Origin of the sequence: Janthinobacterium sp. 344 (genome assembly GCF_900112025.1) — a bacterium.
In the GTDB taxonomy this organism is placed as follows: domain Bacteria; phylum Pseudomonadota; class Gammaproteobacteria; order Burkholderiales; family Burkholderiaceae_D; genus Janthinobacterium.
In genome coordinates, this window is the sequence record NZ_FOKL01000003.1 from 366,981 (window position 1) to 386,743 (window position 19,763).

Annotated in this window: 15 protein-coding genes; 5 read left to right on the forward strand and 10 right to left on the reverse strand. The window is 65.3% G+C overall.

The window, feature by feature from the left end:
* Nucleotides 1-105: 105 nt before the first annotated feature.
* On the forward strand, nt 106-2,463 hold the full coding sequence (locus tag BM193_RS11280; protein WP_175533244.1) for a M20/M25/M40 family metallo-hydrolase: 2,358 nt from the start codon (nt 106-108) through the stop codon (nt 2,461-2,463).
* Nucleotides 2,464-2,478: 15 nt separating this feature from the next.
* Here BM193_RS11280 and BM193_RS11285 read toward each other — a convergent pair whose 3' ends face one another.
* Together BM193_RS11285 and BM193_RS11290 are read right to left on the reverse strand one after the other, a co-directional pair.
* Nucleotides 2,479-2,733 (reverse strand): nucleotidyltransferase family protein, encoded by a 255-nt coding sequence (locus tag BM193_RS11285; protein WP_092797813.1) that lies wholly within the window; start codon nt 2,731-2,733, stop codon nt 2,479-2,481.
* Between the two features lie 21 nt (nt 2,734-2,754).
* Nucleotides 2,755-3,540, reverse strand: coding sequence for a DNA/RNA non-specific endonuclease (locus BM193_RS11290; protein ID WP_092797814.1), 786 nt, complete (start codon nt 3,538-3,540; stop codon nt 2,755-2,757).
* 206 nt (nt 3,541-3,746) lie between these two features.
* On the opposite strand from BM193_RS11290, the gene BM193_RS11295 reads away from it, so the two are divergent.
* The gene (locus tag BM193_RS11295; RefSeq protein ID WP_092797815.1) at nt 3,747-4,274 is read left to right on the forward strand and encodes an SRPBCC family protein; all 528 of its coding nucleotides are present in this window, start codon (nt 3,747-3,749) and stop codon (nt 4,272-4,274) included.
* Between the two features lie 75 nt (nt 4,275-4,349).
* Here the strand turns inward: BM193_RS11295 and BM193_RS11300 are convergent, their stop codons facing one another.
* The 6 genes from BM193_RS11300 to BM193_RS11325 form a co-directional block, all read right to left on the reverse strand.
* The gene (locus tag BM193_RS11300; protein WP_092797816.1) at nt 4,350-5,363 is read right to left on the reverse strand and encodes a response regulator; all 1,014 of its coding nucleotides are present in this window, start codon (nt 5,361-5,363) and stop codon (nt 4,350-4,352) included.
* Entirely contained in the window at nt 5,356-6,453 is a 1,098-nt protein-coding gene (locus BM193_RS11305; RefSeq protein ID WP_092797817.1) for a hybrid sensor histidine kinase/response regulator, read from the reverse strand. Before BM193_RS11305 ends, BM193_RS11300 begins: the two co-directional genes overlap by 8 nt.
* 1 nt (nt 6,454) lies before the next feature.
* On the reverse strand, nt 6,455-7,798 hold the full coding sequence (locus tag BM193_RS11310; protein WP_092797818.1) for a sensor histidine kinase: 1,344 nt from the start codon (nt 7,796-7,798) through the stop codon (nt 6,455-6,457).
* Nucleotides 7,798-9,192 carry a class I SAM-dependent methyltransferase gene (locus BM193_RS11315; RefSeq protein ID WP_092797819.1) on the reverse strand — a complete coding sequence of 465 codons (1,395 nt, stop codon included), beginning with the start codon at nt 9,190-9,192 and terminating at the stop codon, nt 7,798-7,800. Before BM193_RS11315 ends, BM193_RS11310 begins: the two co-directional genes overlap by 1 nt.
* A gap of 277 nt (nt 9,193-9,469) precedes the next feature.
* Nucleotides 9,470-10,495, reverse strand: coding sequence for an AraC family transcriptional regulator (locus tag BM193_RS11320; RefSeq protein WP_092797820.1), 1,026 nt, complete (start codon nt 10,493-10,495; stop codon nt 9,470-9,472).
* Complete coding sequence (locus BM193_RS11325) at nt 10,495-11,415, reverse strand: GGDEF domain-containing protein (RefSeq protein ID WP_092797821.1); 921 nt, start codon at nt 11,413-11,415, stop codon at nt 10,495-10,497. Before BM193_RS11325 ends, BM193_RS11320 begins: the two co-directional genes overlap by 1 nt.
* Before the next feature lie 316 nt (nt 11,416-11,731).
* On the opposite strand from BM193_RS11325, the gene BM193_RS11330 reads away from it, so the two are divergent.
* Together BM193_RS11330 and BM193_RS11335 are read left to right on the forward strand one after the other, a co-directional pair.
* Complete coding sequence (locus tag BM193_RS11330) at nt 11,732-14,254, forward strand: TonB-dependent receptor (RefSeq protein WP_254786061.1); 2,523 nt, start codon at nt 11,732-11,734, stop codon at nt 14,252-14,254.
* A 17-nt stretch (nt 14,255-14,271) separates the two neighbouring features.
* The gene (locus BM193_RS11335; protein ID WP_092797823.1) at nt 14,272-16,131 is read left to right on the forward strand and encodes a phytase; all 1,860 of its coding nucleotides are present in this window, start codon (nt 14,272-14,274) and stop codon (nt 16,129-16,131) included.
* Nucleotides 16,132-16,224: 93 nt separating this feature from the next.
* Here BM193_RS11335 and BM193_RS11340 read toward each other — a convergent pair whose 3' ends face one another.
* Both BM193_RS11340 and BM193_RS11345 read right to left on the reverse strand, forming a co-directional pair.
* Complete coding sequence (locus BM193_RS11340; protein ID WP_092797824.1) at nt 16,225-16,656, reverse strand: hypothetical protein; 432 nt, start codon at nt 16,654-16,656, stop codon at nt 16,225-16,227.
* A gap of 117 nt (nt 16,657-16,773) precedes the next feature.
* Nucleotides 16,774-19,374: an ImpA family metalloprotease gene (locus BM193_RS11345; protein WP_092797825.1), complete on the reverse strand. Its 2,601-nt coding sequence runs from the start codon at nt 19,372-19,374 to the stop codon at nt 16,774-16,776.
* Between BM193_RS11345 and BM193_RS29100 the strand changes: the two genes are divergently transcribed.
* On the forward strand, nt 19,279-19,749 hold the full coding sequence (locus BM193_RS29100) for a hypothetical protein (protein WP_139176121.1): 471 nt from the start codon (nt 19,279-19,281) through the stop codon (nt 19,747-19,749). The genes BM193_RS11345 and BM193_RS29100 overlap by 96 nt on opposite strands.
* Nucleotides 19,750-19,763 lie beyond the last annotated feature (14 nt).

Below are 19,763 nucleotides of genomic sequence, written 5' to 3' on the forward strand. Positions count from 1 at the left end.
CAGGCCGCAAAACCGGGCCTTGGTCGGAAAATAGCATCAAGGCAAGCCAGTTATCCGCATACTGTTTTTCACTCCAGCCGAGAGAAAACCATGACAAGGATAACCATGCATCCGCCGCGCCCCCTGACGCTCGCCCCCTTCCTTTACGCCAGCTGTTTTCTTGCCGCCGCCGCGCTGCCCGGCACCCTGCACGCCAAGGCGCCCGCGCTGGCCGGGCACTGGAGTTTCCAGACGGCCACCGGCAGCACGACGAACAATGGCGTGACGGTCGACCTGATCGACCAGGGCGTGCTCGACATCAGCGACGTGGGCGGCCGCCTGACGGCAAGCATCGCCTGGCTCGACGAACGGGGCCAGCCCACGGCACCGCGCCTGGTGCAGGGGACGCCGGGCCCGGCCGGCACCGTCTTCCGGCATGCTGGCAAGCGCGTCAGCACCGGACGCCATGGCAAGGAACTCACTACCGATGTGACGATACGCTGGACCTTGCAGGCGCACGGCGACGTGCTGAGCGGCACGCGCCTGGTTGAAACGGATGAGAACGAACCCAAGCCCGTCACGGGCACGCGCCGCAAGCAGGCGGATGTGCCCGCGGCGCTGCCGCCCGCGCCAGCGAAAACAGCGGCAGACAGCACGCAACGGGGCCCATCGACGCCGGCCGAGCGCACGCGCGTCGTGCAGATGGCCCTGGACGCGCAAGCAGATCCGCTGGGCGTGCTGCGGCGCGATGGCGCCTGGCTCACGGCCTGGATCGAGAGCGTTCCCGACCTTACCCTGCCGGCCAGTCCGCTGGAGAGCTGGCTCGATGTGGCACCCGCCGCCGCCATGCGCGAGCTTGCCGGCTTTCAGTACCTGGCCAGCGTGATGGCGTTGCAGATCCGCCAGCCGCAGCTGGCCAACGACCGGCCGGCCAGCGACCTGGCGGGCATGGAAGGCGTGCTGGGCGCCTACGAGACGCTGCTGCGCAAGGATCCGCTATACCGTTCCGCCAAGCTGGACCTGGCGCTGGCGGCGCGCCAGCAGGGAAGCCTGCCGGCGTTCGTGGCAGCCCTGTCCGGCAGGAACGCCACGCTCGCCGGCGCGCCATCGCGCTCGCCCGATGCCACGGCGCGGCGCATCGTGGCGCTGGGCACCCGCGAACCGCGCGTCATGGACTGGCTCGACATCCTCAGCAACCGTTTCGGCGGCCGCATGGCTGGCAGCGACGCCTATACGCACGCGGCGCAGTGGGCCCGCCTGCAGATGCGGCAATGGGGCCTGCAGGCCGAACTCGAAGAAGCGGGCCAGATGCCGCTGGGATTCAATCGCGGCCCGTGGTCGGCGCGCATGCTCGCGCCGCTGGCGCAGCCCCTGCGCATGGCCACGCCCGCCTACACGGCGGGCACGCGGGGCGTGCAGCAGGGCCTGGCCATTCTCGGACCGGCCACCCTGGAAGAGGCGCAGGAACGCTTTGCGCAATTCAAGGACAAGTGGGTATTGATCGGCGGCGAGAACGGCGGCAGCGGGCGCGACGGCGAGTTCATCCACCAACCCAGGGCCATCACCAGGCTGCTGCTGGCGGCGGGCGCGCTGGGCACCATCCAGTCCGGCGAAGAACCGCTGTATTGCGCCAGCGCGGCGCCCACCAGCTGGGAGTCACTGCCCGGCCTGCCGGACATCAAGCTGGCCGCGCCCCAGTATGCGGACATCCGCCAGCGCCTGGCCAGCGGCGAGCCCGTCACGCTGGAATTTGACATCCGCAACTGGTTCTACCCCGGCCCGGTGACGTATCACAATGTCGTGGCGCGCATTCCCGGCACGCAAAAACCCGAGGAAATCGTGCTGCTCGGCGCCCACCTGGACAGCTACGATGGCGGCACGGGCGCCGCCGACAATGGCGCCGGGGTGGCCAGCATGATGGAAGCGATGCGCCTGCTGGCCACGTCCGGCGCGAAACCGCGCCGCACCATCATGATGGTGGCCTTTGGCGCGGAGGAACTGGGCCGCAAGGGGGCGTTCGCCTTTGCCGGGCAGCATGCCGGTGAGCTGGGCAACATCGTCATGATGCTGAACCGCGATGGCCGGCCCGGCGCCATCAGCGGCATCACGGTTCCCTCGGCCTGGAAAACGGTCTTTCAGCGCGTGGAGCAGGACCTGGACGGCGTCCACCCCGTATTCGGCTACGCCATGACGCTCAACGATGTGCCGCGCGATGCCAGCCAGGCGATGCGCGCGAGCACCGGCAGCGACGACGCCGTCTTCACCGTGAACGGCGTGCCCACGCCGCGCTTCACCATGCTCGGCGATTTCGACTATGCGCGCGTGCACCACACGGTGCTCGACACCTATGAAAGCGTGCTGCCATTCAGCGCGGCCCAGCAGTATTCCGCCATCGCCATCGCCCTCACCGCCTATGCCGTGGCGAATGCGCCGGAAGACATCGGCAGGACGGGCTACTACCGCGACGCCAGCCCGGCGCGCTAAGGGCGGCAGCCTGCGCTACGCAAACGGATTGGCCACCGATGTCACGGCCGGCGGCGGCAGCTGGTCCGGCAATGCCTGCTTTTCCAGCTGGGCCACCACGTCGCCCAGCAGTTTTTGCAGCTGCTTTGCCAGCGCCAGGCCAGGCTTGTCCAGGGTCAGGTCGATGTCGCCGCTGAGGCTGACGCGGTCGATGCGGTTTTCAATGCTCAGATTGCCAATTTCCAGCACATCGCTTTCATTGGCGTAGGGAACGAATTTCTTTGCACACATAAGGCTTCCTCTTCAGACGGATTATTTCCGGGACTTGCTATTCACCTTCGGCAAACTCAGCATGCGCAGCTTCTGCTGCCGCGTCAGCGACGGTAACAGATCGATGCCGATCCTGTCTTCCAGTTGCGCGATGCTCAGCACCTCGTACTGCTTGGTATCGGTGTTTGCAATAAAATAGGCGGCGCCGGCGCGCTGGCGCGGACTGTAGACGGCCTTGTATAAATGGCTGGGCACGATCACGCGCCCCACCTTGCGCAGGTTGCCGCCGATAAAGGCCGGCCCCGTGATCACGTACAGGTCGCCCTCTTTCTTTGCCATCTTGCGCACGGCGCCTTCGATGCCGGCCCACACATAGCGGTTGTTGCGCGCATCCTGCGGCACCATGTTGGCCAGGGTGAAGCTGTCACGCTGGCTCTGGCGGTCCGGCATGTCGCCGTTCGGCGCCATGTGGCCACGGTCGAAGCCGCTGCGCGCATAGTCGGCCAGTTCCGCGCGCTGGGCGGCGGGCAGCTTGCGCTCGGCATGGAAGGAGTTTTCGCGCGACAGATCCTGCGCCGCTTGCAGATTGGCCGCCTTCAGGTGCTCGGCCGACCACAAGGGCGTGCGGGTGATCCCCGAGTGCATCACGCCAAACACGTTGTAGCACAGCTCTTTCGTCGCCACCTCCAGCTTGGGGTTGGTGATTTCCGGCTTGCGCCCGTCTACATAATGGGAGGGACAGGCATCGGCATGCGCCAGGTTCGCGGCAAAGGCGGTGGCCAGCACGCCGCACGCCAGGGTCAGTCTGGCGATCGATCGTTGAATCATATTTCCCTAATTGAAATCTTTGCAGGCCAGCATTCTAGCGGAGGATGGTGCCCCGCGACAAACCTGCCGTGCGCCCGTGCGCCAGGCTGCAAGCGGTGCGCCCACGCGCTGGCGCAAATAAAGGCCAGGCGCTCGCGCACAGCCATTCATATCTGCTAAGATTGCCTTGATTCGTTCGCATCGACCATTCAAGATTTGGAGAGCATATGATCAAAAAAACCCTGCTGCTGATCGTTGTCGTCGTCGCCGCCATCCTCGGCTATGCCACCACCAAGCCCGACACCTTCAGTGTCCAGCGCGAAATCACCATCAACGCACCGCCCGAGAAAATCGCCCACCTGATCACGGACTTCCACTATTGGGCCGCCTGGTCGCCGTGGGAGAAACTCGATCCGGCCATGCGCCGCACGTTTACCGGTCCCGCCAGCGGCGTGGGCGCGCAATATGCGTGGCAAGGCAACGACAAGGTCGGTGCCGGCCGCATGGAAATCACCGAGGCGGCCCAGCCCGAACGCACCGTCATCAAGCTGGACTTCCTGAAACCGTTCGAAAGCCACAACACGACCACCTTCAGCATGACGCCCGAAGGCGCGGGCACCAAGGTCAACTGGACCATGACGGGCCCCAGCCCTTACGTCAGCAAGGTCATGACCGTCTTCGTCAGCATGGACCGCATGATCGGCAAGGACTTCGAGAAGGGCTTGAACAGCCTGAAGGCGGCGGCCGAGCGCTAGGCACCGGCCGCCATCACGGCAACAGGGCCCGCGCGGCCCTGTTTTGCATTGCACCGCCCGCCACGGCGGCAAAGGTCAGAACTGCTCGATCCACGCCGCCAGGTGGTCGGGCGTGAGGGCCGGTTCGGCCTGCACCAGCTTGCCCTGCAAGCCCTGTTCAGCCTTGTTCAACTGCAGCGACCAGCCGCGCCGCGCCAGCCACAGCAGGCTTGCCAGCCAAAAGGCGTGGATGGCCGAGACGGGCGTCGTGGTCGGCGTTTCCAGGAATTCCGTCAGCAGGCGCCCATCGAGGAACAGCGCCGTGCCGCCCTGGTTTTGCAGCGCCGGTCCGAACACGGGCAGCAGCATGTCGATCGCCTGTTCCACGCCCCGCCCCGGATGCTCGCGTTCCAGCGTTTCAAGCTGCTGGCGCACGGCGGCGCCAAAGGCGGTGCTGCGGAACGCTTCGGAACTGACCAGGTCGGCATAATCCATCAGCAGCCAGTCCGGCTCGGGCGGCGTGACGCCGGCCGTCAGGGCCGCCGACAGGTAGGCTTCCACGGGCAGCTGCTGCTCCGGTCCCGCCAGGCTGGCGCACAGGGTGTACAGCGTGCCGATGCGGTTGGCGACGGCTTGCCGCTGGCGCACCATCAGTTTTTCGCGCAGCAATTGCGCGTGTTCATTGCGCAGCCGCGCCAGTTCCAGCGCCTGTTTCAATTCCATGCGCAGGGCCGCGATATCCCACGGCTTCTGGATATAGCGGTGGATCTGCCCCTGGTTGACGGCTTCCACCGTGTGCTCCAGCTCGGAATACGCGGTGGTCAGGATGCGCACGATGTGCGGATGGCGGTCCCAGGCGTAGGACAGCAACTCATTGCCATACGCGCCAGGCATGCGCTGGTCGGATACCAGCACGGCGATGCGGTCCGCGTGCTCGTCGAGGATGCGCTTGCCCTCCTCGACCGAGGTGGCCGTCAGCACGTCGGCCAGCGGCGCGATGGCGCGCTGGAAGTATTTCAGGGCGTTGGCCTCGTCATCGACATAGAGTATCGTCGGCAAGCCTTGCGCCGACTCACGCTGAGCCGGTAAACGCAGATTGGCGTCAATCATGCTCGTTCCTTATATGTACTGGAAAATTCAGGGTTACCGTGGTGGAACTGCCAAACTCGGTGGCGATGTCGAGGTTGCCGCCGAACGATTGCATCATGCGGTGGCAAAATACCATGCCCCAGCCCTTGCCTTCCTCGCCGCTGGCACTGACGGGGTCGATCAACAGCTGCTCGACTATTTCGGGGGCGATGCCGGCGCCATTGTCGCGCACCTGGATGCGGCCGGCACCGATGCGGATGCGGATCGCCGGCTGCGTCCGCTCTTCGGCGGAGCGCAAGGCATTCCTCAGCACGGACGACAGGATCAGCGCCACGCAATTGGGCGACTCGGCGATGGCGAAATCCTCGCCATCGTCGAGCGTGATGGCGGCGCGCTGCTCCGCGCTCAAGGGGTAGCTGTCGAGCAAGGTGGCCAGCAGCTGGCGCGCGCTGCCGGCACCGCGCCCGCCCTGCATGCCGGGTCCGGCACTGGCCAGGCGCACCGTGTCGACAAAGCTGGCCAGCACGGACAGGCAATAGCGCGCATTGTCGTGCATCAGCGAGGCCGCCTCGCCTATCTCGGCCTGCGGCCCGCCGGCCGCCTGCGCGCGCCGTTCGATGCCGCGCGCGAAGTTGGCCATGGCCGCCAGCGGCGTATTCAATTCATGCGCGAGAAACGCCAGCGACTCTTCCATCGCCACCAGGCCCTGGCGCCGCGCCGCGCGCTCGCGGCCCGTCTGCACGGCCAGCTGCAGCGCCGTTTGCATGGCGGCCATGTCGAGCGGCTTTTCCAGCAGGCGGAACAGGGTGCCGCCATTGATCAGTTCAAGCAGCACGTCCTTGTCCGCATACGCTGTCACCAGCATGCAGACGATGTGCGGATAGCGCTGCGTCACCTCCTGCAGCAATTCGCTGCCCAGGCGGTCGGGCATGCGGTAATCGGTGACGAGCACGTCGACGTGGCCGGCGTCCTCGTCCAGCAGGGCCAGCGCCGCATCGACGCTCTGCGCCGTCAGCACGCGGTAGCGCGGGGCAAAGGCGCGCTCGAAATACTTGCAGGCCAGTGGCTCGTCGTCCACGTACAGCACGCTGGCGCGGCTATCGTTATCCATGCTAGCGGCCCTCCCAGTCCGAGCGCTGCAGGTCGAAGTTCATGCTGGCCCACTCGCCCAGCACGCTTTCGGCGCTGAGGGTGCCGCCGTGGCGCTCGATGACGCCATAGCTGATGCTCAGGCCCAGGCCCAGGCCCTGCCCCACTTCGCGCGTGGTGAAAAACGGTTCGAAGACGCGCGCCAGGTTTTCCGGCGCGATGCCGGGACCGTTGTCGCGCACGCTGATGCGCAGGCGGTCCTCCTGCCAGTGGGCCGTGATGCGGATCTCGAACGGCTGCGCATTGCCCTTGCGCATGGACAGCACGGCATTGCCCAGCAGGTTGATCAGCACGCCCACGATGGCCGCCTCGTCGCCGCGCACCAGGGTGTCGATCGGCAAATCGTGGCTGATGCTGACATTCTTCGTTTCGTGGCCCACCAGGCGGATGGCCGCGTCGAGCGCGCTGCGGAACTGGAAGTGTCCCGTTTCCAGCTGGTTGCCGCTCTTGCGGTAGGCAAAGGTCTTCAGGTCCGAGACGATGTGCTGCACCCGCAGCATGCCCTGCTTGGCGTCGGCCAGGCATTCGCTGACCAGCGCGCTCTGCTTGGCGGCCGGGTCTTCGATGGCCACCTCGATGGCCATCATGCAGAAATTCACGGGATTGTTCACTTCATGCAGCATGCCGGCGGCCAGGGTGCCGAGCGCGGCCATCTTTTCCTGCTGCAGCATCTGGCCCTTGATATCGGCCAGGCTCTTGTTGGTTTCTTCCAGCTGCGTATTTTTCAGCGCCACTTCCGCTTTCAGCTGGAACAGCATGAAACGGGCGCGCTCGTTAAAATAGGTAAACACGGCGCTGATGCTGGCCGACATGATGAGGAACAGGCAATTGACGACAAACGTGCCCGGCAAGTCGACACCGCCCGCGTGCCAGACGCAGGCGCCCACGTACAGCAGGCAGGAAATGGCGCCGAAGACCATGTTTTGCCACAGGCCGAAGGCCAGCACGATGCCCGAGGAATAGATGGCCAGGGTCATGCCCACGTAATAGATCGAGGTGGCGCCTTCGGTGACGGCGATCATCCAGGCGATCATGATCTGCGGCAGGATCAGCCAGACAAAGGTCAGGCCCTGGATGCGGTCTTGCGCCCAGCGCGTGCGCATGGCCAGCACGACGATAAAGATCAGCACGGAAACCAGCACGCGGGCGCTGGTAAACGCCGACTGCATGTCCGGATACAGGGCCGAGTCGAGGCCCATGCCCAGCAGGATCAGGACGATGCCCGTGTAGGCGCCGCCGCGGCTGAACTCCAGGCGGAAATCGCGCAAAACGGCCGAGTAGCCGGCCTGCAGGCCCGGATTATCCATCAAGGAATGCTCACTTCCGCAAACACATTCACGCCCGTGGCGTCGACATAAATATGGTGGTCTGTCGCATGCTCGGGCAGCAAGGCCGACAAGCTGGCTTCATTGCGATAGATCAAATGCCATTCCAGCAAATGCTCCATGCCGAACTTGCCGGGATTATCGGCGTGCACATTCGTCACCAGCAGGCGCCCGCCCGGCCCCACGCGCGAGGCGAAGTGCAGCAGCAGGCGCGCGCACACCTTGTCGGACAGATAGTCGAACAGGCCGGCGCAGTACACGGCATCGAAACTGCCGGGCAAGCCCGTGGCGCCCGAGCCGTGGCGGCGCTTGAGCAGATTGTGCACGGAGTCATGCACGTAATCGATCTCCACCACGCGCCCCGTGCGCTGCATGATGGTGGTCAGGCGCGCGCGCGTCCAGTCCAGCGTCTCGCTGCTGAAATCGACCAGCTCGAATGCCAGCCATTGCGCATCGGGGCAGGTTTCCAGGAAGCGCTGCACTTCGATGGCCGGACCGCAGCCCACGTTGAGCACTTTATATACGCGCCCGGCCGCGCGCGCCGCCGCCGCCTTCTGCGCCAGGAATTCCGTCAGGATATCGATGCGGTTGCGGTGCGCCGTGGCGACGGCCGCCTGCAGAAAGGCCGCATTGACAATTTGAAAGTAGGTGCTCGGCCCCTGGCGCGGATCGTCGAGCAGCTGGTTGACCATCTGGTAGTCGCCCGCATAGCCGAGCGGCTTGGTAAACGTGCGGAAGACGAACGGCGCGCGCAGGATCAGCGGATGCAGCGCCGTCTGGGCAAACGCGCGGTGCGCCGGCGCCCGCTCCTCCTCGACCAGCGAGGCTTCCACTTCCAGCTGGCGCAAGTACAGCTGGGTTTGCTCCATCAGGGGCAAGGCCAGCTCGTCAAAAATATCGGCGCGCAGGCGGCCGTTTTCCTTGGGCAGCGAATCGGACAAGTCGACCTGTTCGACCCAGCGCGCCACCTCCGACAGGAAGGCACGCATTTCATTGACGACGATCTGGTAGTCGCGGCGGATGCGGAAGCGCTCGCCCCAGCCGGCCACGAAGGCGCTGGACTCCTTCGCCACCGCGCCCTTGACCACCACCACGTCGCTCAGTTCGCGCCACTCGTCGATCAGGGTGACGGAAACGATGGCCGTCAAGCCCGTGTTGACGCTGCTGATGACGACGGCCTTGCCGACGTAGGCATTTTTCGCCCCCATGCGCACCGTCAGCTCGTTGAGCACCTCGCTGACCTGCACAATCGAGTAGGGATTGTAGATTTCCATCACCAGCGAATTACGCTGCAGGTTGAAAATCGTGCCGCGCACCGCCTCACCCTGGGTGTTGCGGAAACTGACGACTGGATCGATTTGCGATTGTGAATACACGATTGAGCATTATCAAGTGCCCGGCTCCCGGCGCGCCAATTGCTTGGGGGCGCCAGTGGCCAGACTGGGTTAAGGCAAGGCAAACCGGTCGTTTGCCGCCGGCCGCCATCGATATGGGGCGCTGCGGCGTCGTGTGACGCCACGGTTGCCGGACCGCCTCAAAGCGCGTCTGTTCGCTCTCTGATCGAGTGTACTATGGATGTAGCAGAACGGGCAATTGTTCCCTCTGGAACGACTTGCTCTGGCGCTGGCGCGCAACGTTGCCGCGCGAATGCCTTCAACCGGCTACGAACAGTGCCAGCGCGTGACGCAGCAACTGCGGCGTTTGCCCCGTCCAGCGCTTGAACGATCGGCGAAAGTTGGTGGCATCATGAAAGCCGAGATAGGCGGCCACGGCGTCATTGTCGTAGCCATGCGCCTGGAACAGGTAGATCGCCTTGTGCGCGCGCACCTGGTCCAGCTCGGCCTGGAAGTGCGTGCCATGGCGCGCCAGGTGGCGCTTGAAGGTGGCGGGACTGACGCCGAAGTCCTGCGCCGTGCGCTCCAGGGTGGGCGTGCAGCGGATGTTCGCCAGCAGATAATCGTATAGCGCGCCCAGCAGGCTGGCGGCGGGCACGGGCGCCGCCGCCGCCGCCCGCAAGGCCAGCGCGGCCGCCGTGGCATTGCCGCGCGGCCAGGGCTTGTCGAGCCAGCCGGAATCGATCAGCATGGCGTCGACCTGGCAATCGAAGCGCAGCGCCTGGCCCAGGTGCACTTCATGCTGCTCCACGTGGCGGGGCCGCGCGCGGTTGAAACAGAAGCGCCACGGCAAGGCGACACCGGACAGCCAGCGGCACATGGCCGCCAGCGCCGTCATGTGCATCTCCACCAGGAAGGGCAGCTGGCTGGGCGCGCCGAACGCATCGACCCAGTACAGCACGTGCATGTCGCCCGCCTCGCGCAAGCGCGGCTGCAGCAACGGACACAGCAAGGTATGAAAATCGCACAGAATGGATAAGGCCTGGCGCAGGTTCTGCGCCTGCAGCAAGGCGTGGCTGACGGCGCCGTAGTGGCCCGGCAGCATCTGCTGGCCCAGCATGAAACTGGTGTCAAAGCTGTCCAGGCCGCGCGCCACATTGGCCAGCAATTGCAGGTACTGCGCCGCGCTGATCTGGCTTTCCTCGGCCGGCAGCGCGCCGTCGTCGAGGCCCGTGCCCTTGAGCAGCGGCGCCGTCGCCAGTTCGCGGCTGCGCGCATAGTCGAGCACCAGCGCCGGCTGGTGCCGCGCCGCAATGCCGGGGTCGCCTTGCTGGTTCAGCTGCATCAGGCGGGCGCGGCGCTTCGGGTCCTGGCGCCGGCCCCGGGACTGCCGCCACGCTCCGGCGACTCGACGGCCCGGCTCAGTTCGGCCAGCACCACTTCCGGCACGCCAGCGGTCAGCGCACAGGCGTGGCGCAGGCTCAGGCGGATTTCGCGGTTGTCGTTCGTGTGATGGCGCATCTGCCCCACCATGGCGCACAGGTGGCGCGCATGCGCCGCCGCATCCTCGCGCGACACGCCCGGCATCAGCACGGCAAAGCGGTCGCCCGCGTAGCGGCACAGCAAGTCGTCATTGCGCAAATTCAGCAGCAGCATGTGGCCCACGGCTTGCAGCACGCGGTCGCCTTCGCGGTGGCCGTGTTCGCGGTTAATCAAATGAAAGCTGTCGATGTCGAGCAGGACCAGCGCGCAGTCGAGGCCGGGGCGGCGTTCCTGTTCCAGGCGCATCTGCGTGCGCAGATAGCTGGCATCGGCCAGCTGCGTGATGCGGTCGAAGGCGCGGTGGTCGCGGAACAGGCGTTCGCGCTTTTGCAAATGCTCGTTCAGGCGAAATTGTTCCTGACGCCAATAGTACATGCCGATCGTCAACACCAGCATGCCAAAGGGAATCAGCGCCTCGAGCCAGTTGTCCCACACTTCGCGCTTGTCGACGGCAAAGAATTCATCCAGACAATCGGCCCAGGAACCCAGCATGATGGCGCACAGGCCGCCGGCGATCAGCCTCGTCACCAGGCCACGGGGCCGGCTGCTCAAGGTAAACAGGAACCACACGCCCGCCATGACGGCCGTGCCGCCTTCGCAGACGATATCCATCCACTTCCAGATGGCAATCGGTTTCGGCTGTCCGAGGGTAGCGTACAGGATGAAGAACAGGGGCAAGGCCAGCGCGGCGGCGATCAGGCTGTTACGGTGCAATGGCAGCATTGGGGTCAACCTTTAAAAGTGGTGCTGCCGCCACGATAGCGCCCGCCCATGACGGCACGATGACACGCGGGCGCGGCGCGCGACAGGTGCAAACGGCTCAACATTGCCTGCGCGGCCCGTGCAAATCCGGCAAGCCTTGGCCCGTGCGCCCTGCGCCGGCAGGTCATTTCAGCTCACCCCGCTTCATTTCCTACCGGAAAGCGTCTCCCTACCGTTGTTTTCAGAGCGACAAGCCCTTGCCTGTCACGCAACCGTCATATTTGCTGCCTAGAATCCGCCCGGTTCCTTCTCCCTAACCGAGCTCTTCATGAAAACCATGCACACTTCCTTCCCCTCCCCGCTGCGCCTGACGGCCCTGGCCATCGGCATCATGGCCGCCTTCAGCGGTCAAAGCCATGCGCAAGATGCGGACGGCCAGCCGGCGGCCACCGTGGTCGTCAGCGGCCAGCGCGCCAGCCTGCGCAATGCCATCGCTGCGCAAGAGAAAGCCGACAACATCATCAGCGTCATCAGCAGCGACGATATCGGCGGCTTGCCCGATAAAAACGCGGCCGAGGCGCTGGCCCGCCTGCCGGGCGTGTCCGTGCAGCGCGACCAGGGCGAAGGCCGCTACATCACCGTGCGCGGCCTGGGCCCGGACCTGAATGCCGTCACCATCAACGGCGCGCTGGTGCCGTCGCCGGAAGCGGGCCGCCGCGCCGTGGCCCTCGACATCCTGCCTGCCGGCCTGATCCGCACCCTGGAAGTCTCGAAAACTTTACTCCCGGAAATGGATGCCAACTCGCTGGGCGCCACGATCGAAGTGAAATCGCTGTCCGCCTTCGACTTGCCGGGCAAGCTGCTGTCGGCCAACGTGGCCGCCAGCCATGATGAAAAGACGGGCAAGACCAGCCCCAGCGGCGGCGCCCTGTGGGCGCAGCGTTTTCTGGACGGCAAACTGGGCGTGGCCGCCGGCCTGAGCGCGGAAAAGCGCTCGTTCGGTTCCGATGACGTGGAGACGGGCGGTTCCTGGAGCAAGGGTAAATTGTCCAGCCTGGAATTGCGCGACTACCTGCCCGTGCGCAAGCGCGGCGCGCTGGCCGTCAACCTCGATTACCGCCCGGAGGCGGGCAACAGCTGGTTCCTGCGCTCGTTTGTCAGCGAGTTTTCCGACGATGAAGTGCGCGACCGCCTGACCATCAGCAACATCGCCGGCGGCAGCCTGGCCGAGGGAGAAACGGCCAGCGCGCGCGCCGAGCGCCGCATCCGCCAGCGCAAGTACACGCAGCAAGTGCGCTCGCTGGTGCTGGGCACGCAGCAGAAATCGGGCGACTGGACCCTCGACGTGAAAGGCGGCCTGAGCCGCGCTACGGAAGACACGCCGGAATCCTTGAACGACGGCCGCTTCCGCGGCACCAGCAACTTTAGCGGCATCAGCTTCAATGGCACCGAGCAACCATTATTGAGCGGCCCCGCCGCCCTGTACGACCCGGCCAATTACGCCCTGAACGCCATCACCCTGCAAAAACGCTATTCGAAGGACAACGAGCACCACCTGCGCATCGACCTGGCGCGCAAGTTCGACATCGCCACGCTGAAATTCGGCGCGAAAGTCAGCCGCCGCGAAAAGACCAATGACACGGATCAATGGGCCTACAACAGCAGCAAGGCGACGAGCGGCAATTACTGGGGCGCCGGCTCCACCTCGATGAGCAATTTCGTGCAGGGACATACGCTCGACTATGACCTGGGCAACATCGGCGTGGCGCTCGATCCACGCCTCATCCGCGCCCGCGTGGCGGGGCTGGACCGCGACAAGGCGCGCCTGGCCACGGAATCCATCATCAACGACTACCGCATGCATGAAGACATCAACGCCATGTATGTGCAGAACAGCTATGACTTCGACGCCTGGCACATCCTCGGCGGCGTGCGCGCCGAACGCACCAGTTTTGACGCGGCCGGCTCGCAGGTGGACAGCGCCGGCGTGGCCTCGCCCTTGACGCGCGAACGGTCGTACACCAACTGGCTGCCGAACCTGCAAACGCGCTATGACCTCGATCACAAGACCAGCGTGCGGGCCGCCTGGACGCAAGCCGTGGTGCGCGCCAACTTCAGCCAGCTGGCGCCCGGCATCAGCCTGGCCAGCAACACGGAAGCCGTGATCGGCAACCCGGACTTGAAACCCTTGAAGGCGAACAACCTGGACCTCGGTATCGAGCGAGTCCTGGGCAACGACGGCGTGATGTCGGCCTACGGTTTCTACAAGGACATCAAGAATTTCACCTACACGACCAACCTGGCCGGCACGGGCCAGTGGGCCGGCTACACGACGGCCACCTCGTATGCGAATGGCGACGCGGCCAAAGTCAAAGGCATCGAACTGGCCTACATGCAGCCGCTGCGCATGCTGCCGGCGCCGTTCAACAAGTTCCTCGTGGGCATCAACGGCACCCTGAGCACCTCCAGCGCGCAGATCGGCCGCTACGACAAGGCGAGCAAGCAGCAGATGCACCGCGACATCCGCCTGCCGGGCCAGTCGAACCAGGTGATGAACTTGATGCTGGGCTATGAAACGGGCCCCGTCAGCGCCCGCCTGGCCCTCAACTACAAGTCGCCGTATCTGCTGGAAATGGGCGGCGACATCCTCGACCAGAGCCAGGATCATCTCGTCGACAGCCAGAAGCAGCTCGATTTCTCGCTGTCCTACCAGATCAGCAAACAGTTCCAGGTGACGTTCGAGGCGGCTAACCTGAACAATGAAAAATACTATGTCTACCAGGGCACGAAGCAATACAACGTGCAGAACGAACAATACGGCCGCACCTTCAAGCTGAGCCTGAAAGCCAGCGCCTTCTGATGATGACTATAAATACCATGAAAAAAACCGTACTCTGCAGCACTTTGCTGGCCGCCTTCTGCCTCGCCGGCATCGCGCAGGCCGCGCCCGCCAACGCCTTGCCTTCCTTCACGCAGGATGCGGAAGAGCTGGCGCGCCTGCCCGGCGGCGGCTGGCTGACCCTGGACAAGCACGGCTTGCGCCTGTTCAATGCCGCCGGCCAGGAGCAGGACCGCATCGCCGTGCGCGCCAAGCAGCTCGACACGCGCATGGATGGCAATCGCATCCTGGCCGTTTTCCTGGAAGCGGACACGCAGCGCCCGCTGCCCGTGTCCGTCGATGTGCAGGCGGGCAAGCTCGTGAAACTGGCGCCGTTTCCCGTCCCTACCTTTTCCGTGGAAGCGTCGTGCCTGTACCGCGATGCCCAGCAGCTCGATCATTTATTTTTGATCGGCAAGGATGGGCAGGCGGAGCAATGGGTGATGCAGGGCGAGCAGCGCCAGCTGGTGCGCAAGCTGGCCCTGCCGCCGCACGCCAAACACTGCCGCGTCGACGATGGCGCGCAGCGCCTGCTGGTGAGCGAGGCCAATATGGGCGTGTGGGCGTATGAGGCCGAGTCCGAAGGCATGGGCAAGCGTGAAGTGGTGGCCCTGCGCAAGCCGTATGGCCAGCTGGAGGGCGGCGCCGGCGCCCTGGCCGTGCTGCCCGGCGGCGTGGCCGTGCTCGATGGCAAGGCGGACAAGCTGCACCTGTATACCCATCAGGGAGCGACATGGACGGCGCAGCCGGCCCAGGCGGTCGCCTTGAACGTGCGCAAGGGCGACAGCCAGCTGGCGCTCGACGCGAATACCTTGCTGCTGCGCGGCAAGAGCGGTTGGCAGGCGCGTCCCTTGAAATGGACCGGCCAGGCGGAAACCCGGGCGGCGGTGGCCATCATCGCCCCGCAGGCGCAGACAGAACCGATGGCGCGCCAGGGCGATGCGGCCGACGACCCGGCCATCTGGCTGTCCAGCAACCCGGCCGATGCGCGCATCCTGGGCACCAACAAGAAGCAAGGTCTGCTCGTCTATGACTTGCAAGGCAAGCAAACGCAGCTGCTGGAAGTGGGCCGCCTGAACAACGTCGACGTGCGCCAGAACATCCGGTTCGGCGGCAGCAAGGTCGACCTGGCCGTGGCCACGCAGCGCGACGACAACAGCATGATGCTGTTTACCATCAATGCCGATGGCGTCGTGGCCGAAGCGGGCCGGTTTCCCACCGGCCTGAAAAGCATCTACGGCATGTGCCTGTACCAGCCGGCCAGCGGCGGCGTGCAAGCCTTCCTCAACGACAAGGACGGCACCTTTCAGCAATACAAGGTCGACATGCGTGGCGACAAGTTCACGGCGACCCTCTTGCGCAGCTTCAAGGTGGCCACGCAACCGGAGGGCTGCGTGGCCGACGACGCCAACGCCCGCCTGTTCCTGGGCGAGGAAACGCGCGGCGTGTGGACCACGTCCGCTGACGCCGCCAAGCCGGACGCCTTGGCCATGGTCTTGCCGGTGGGCGCGAACCTGGCGGCCGACGTGGAAGGCATGGCCATCTACCGCCAGGCCGGCGGCGCGCCGGACAAGGGCTACCTGGTCGTTTCCAGCCAGGGCGACAGCAGCTACGTGGTGCTCGACGCGCACGCGCCCTACAAGGTGCGCGGCCGCTTCAAGGTGGGATTCAATTTGCCGGCCGGCATAGACGGCACGTCGGAAACGGATGGCCTCGACGTCACGTCCGCCAACCTGGGCGGCGCGTATGCGCAAGGCATGCTGGTGATCCAGGACGGCTACAAGCGCTTGCCCGACGGACCGCAGAACTTCAAGTACGTGGCGTGGGAAGCGGTGGCGAAGGCGCTCAGGCTGGAATAGCGGCGAGCGTGGGTAAAAAAGGGGCGGGCCTGCAAGACCCGCCCCCGCCATCGCCGGGCGTCGCCCAGCCCGTCTGCGGCGCGGCAGCGCGGATCAGGGACACGGCCCGGAGCGGCTGATGTCTATCTGAAACGGCAACTGCCTGCCGTGGAAATCAACCAGGCCCGACATGGCCAGGCGCCGCGCCGACAATTCGATGATGTCCAGCGCGGCGATGTCGCGGTATTGCATCATGTAGATGCCCGATTCAGCCGCATCGTCAGCGGCCTGCGGCCCTGGCCGCCCGCTTGCGGCCGCGCCCGCCTGGCCTTGCGCCACGCGCAGGCCGTGCAGGAAAAACACGGGCGGATACAGCGCCCACGACCACTCGCCATCCTCCACGTCCGCCAGGCGCTCGAACACCGCTTCGTCGCCATGGATATCGACATGCACCTCGAGCATGCCATCGCCCTGCACATCGAGGCGGATACGCGATTTCGTCCCGTCTACGGCAAAATCGGTGCTGCCAATACTGAAAACGCGCATGCGCCACTGCTCCTCTATGTCTGCGGCTGGCCTGGCCTAGCCTGGCCGGGCCGGGCCGTGATCATAGCAAATCCGGCCTCCCCTGTGGCGCGCGGGAGAGCCGGATGCATGCCGCTATCAGTAGGGCCAGGCAGGCGTGCCGCTTTCCAGGTTGACCCACTTGCCGGTGGCAAGCTGGTTATGCTTGCCTGCTGGCAGCGCATAGAAGCTGCGCGGCACGACAGGCAGGCCGAGGTCGGCGATCGAACCGAGCGCCTCGTTGCTGAGGGGCAGGCCGTACATCGCGAACAGCGTGCGCAGGTCGCGGTCCATGATCTTCGAGCTGAGCACGTACAGCAAATCGTGATTGCTGATGCTGTTCGTCGCGTAGCGGCCCATGCCGTATTGCGCGGCCGTGGCGGGGCTGAAATTCTTGGCCACCAGGCGGTCGCCCTTGGTCAGCAGGCTGAAATAATCGAGCGTCGACGCCGCGGTCGGCGTGGCAAGACCGCTGCGGTAGCGGGCAAACAGGAACGCCAGCTGGAAATGCACGGCGCGCATGACATCCTGCCCGCTGTCGCTCCAGACGCGCTTTTGCATGTCGCCCAGCAGTGCCGCGCCAGTCAAGCCCGTGGCACGGTTGGCGGCAACCGCCCGGTACAGTCCCGCGTGATCAAGCGGATGCCCGCTGCTGATTTCCAGGCCATGCAGGTCGAAGACGCGCAAGGCCGTGGCGCCGGCCAGGATGTTGTTGTCGCATTCGGTGCCGCAGCCATGCGTACCGTCGGGAATGATGCGCATGACGCGCTGCACGGTGTTGTGGCCCATTTCGTGCGCATAGCCCCAGCCCAGGTCGATGCCGGCGGCGCCATCGATGGGATTGCCCGAACACAGGAAGCCGCAGGTGGCGATCCAGCCGACGAAGTGCTGCACCAGCGGCTGATTGTGCACGCTGCCGTCGCAAGTCCAGGACAGGCTGGCGCACAGCGAGGAGACCATGGCAGTCATGCCGGCATCGTTGTAGCCATTGGTGATATGGTTACTCATGAACAAGCCGTCGCGGATGGTCTTGTTCGCATACACCTCGGGCGCCGTCTCGCCGATCACCTTTTGCGCAAACTTGATGATCTGCTGCACTTCGCCGCCGGTCACCTTGGTGGTTTGCCAGCCAAACGTGCCCGCCTTCAAGGCAGCCGAGGCCTGCGCCAGTTCGCTGTTGCCCATGTTGCGCGTGTAGTCGAAGTGCGCATAGCTGACCACGCCTTTGACGCGCAGCTTGAGCACCGTGTCAGGCGTCGCGCCGCTGTAGCTGAGCATGAGCGGACCGCCATTGGGGGTGACGAATTGCGTGCTGCCGCTGCCCAGCGGCACGGTAAACGAGTGGGGGCGCAGCGGGCGCGCGTAGTTGTTGGCGGCATCCGTGAGCGGATTGCCCCAGCTGCGCAGGTAGCTGGTCTGGATGCCCAGGTTGCTGGCGCCCGCCGTGTCGACGACTTCAATCTGCACGCCCTTGGCAGGCAAGGCGCCGCGGCCGATCAGCGTGATGCCGCTCGTTTGCGGCAAGACCACCTGGATCTCTTCCCAGTCGCTGCCGGGCACCAGCGTTTGTGCGGCGGCAGGCATGTAATCGCCCTGTCCCGCCGTCGCCGCCGTGGTCTCCCCGCGCGCGAACCACAGGAAGGAATCGCTGGCATAGGTGTTCAGGAACGCTGCCGCATTGCCGCGGCTGATATTACCGTAGGCAATGGCGCTGCGCTGCGTATCGGCCCACAGCACCAGCAGGCGCTGCAGCAGATAGGCGCTGTCGCCGGCGAAAATGCGCACGCCCGCATTATTCAGCGCGCCCAGTTCGCCGAGCATGGTCTTGAACGGTGTAACAACGGAAGTGTCGGCCGCCAGGTTCACTGACGGCGCGCCCTGACGCAGCATGGCCAGCGACGACGCCAGGGCGCCCAGCTTGTCGGCCGCCGCCAGCGATTGCGCGACGGTGCGGCTGCCCGACACGGTGACGCCGGCGGGCGCCGCATAATAATTGCCCGGATAGCCGCCCAGGGTCATGCCCATGGCCGCGAGCACCTGGATGCCGCCGGCCGACTGTGTCCAGTTCGGATGCATATACATCACGGCCTTGCCGGCCGCCAGGTATTTCTGCACCAGCGCGCTCAGGCCCGCGCTTGGCGCAACGCTGGCGCCGAACACGATGAGATCCGCGTTGACCCAGCACGTGTTGTTGCTGTCGGCCACCGCGCAGTCGAGCGCAGCCGGCGTCTTGCCCGTGCGGCTGATGAAGTTCTTCACGTAGGAGGCGTTGTAGCCGGCGCTGGCATAACTGATCTTCGCCGGCAGCGCGCCGCTGCCCGAGCCCGTCATCAGCCAGGTAAAGGCGCGCAGGAACTGCGGGTAGTGCTGCTGTTCCTTGCTCGTGCCTGCCATCCATTGCAGCACATCGGCGCCGTAGGCCATGCCCCGGCCGGCGCCGTCGCTGCTGACTGCCGCGATACCGGCGCCGCTGTCCGAGACGATATACGGCATCGCCGTGGTGGACGCGAGCACACCGATGATGGCGCTGGTGCTGGTGCCGACGTTCAATGCCTGGCTGATACCATCCTCGCCGCTGCCATAGATCGAGCGCAGCACGCTCATGTGGCGCGCATTCCTGCCGCTGGCTTCGGCAATGGCTTGTTCCAGCAGACTGTTCGCGTCAGTGCCTTGCAGGCCGGCCGGATTACCACTGCTCAATGCATCGCCGATACGCCGGGCGGCAGCGCTATCGCTGGCGCCAGCGTCGTTGCCGGTGCCGGAGCCGGTTCCTGTACCGGTTCCGGTACCGGGAGCGGTCTGCGTGCCGCTATCGCCGCCTTGTGTTGCTTCAGCGCCAGTGCCCGCGCCAGCAATGTTGCCGGCGTTTCCGGAGACAACATTACTGGCGCCGCTTCCGGCAAGATTGGTCGCATCACTGTCGCCCACGCCGCCGCCGCCGCACGCGGCAAGGGAGGAAACCATGGCCAGCGCCATGGCGATTTTACAAGATTGTTTCATTTGCTTTCCCTGAGTTGCTACGCCAATCGATACGGACAGGCTGATGACCGTTCCGCCTCTTTCAGCAAGCACTGATTTATAGGTTTTAT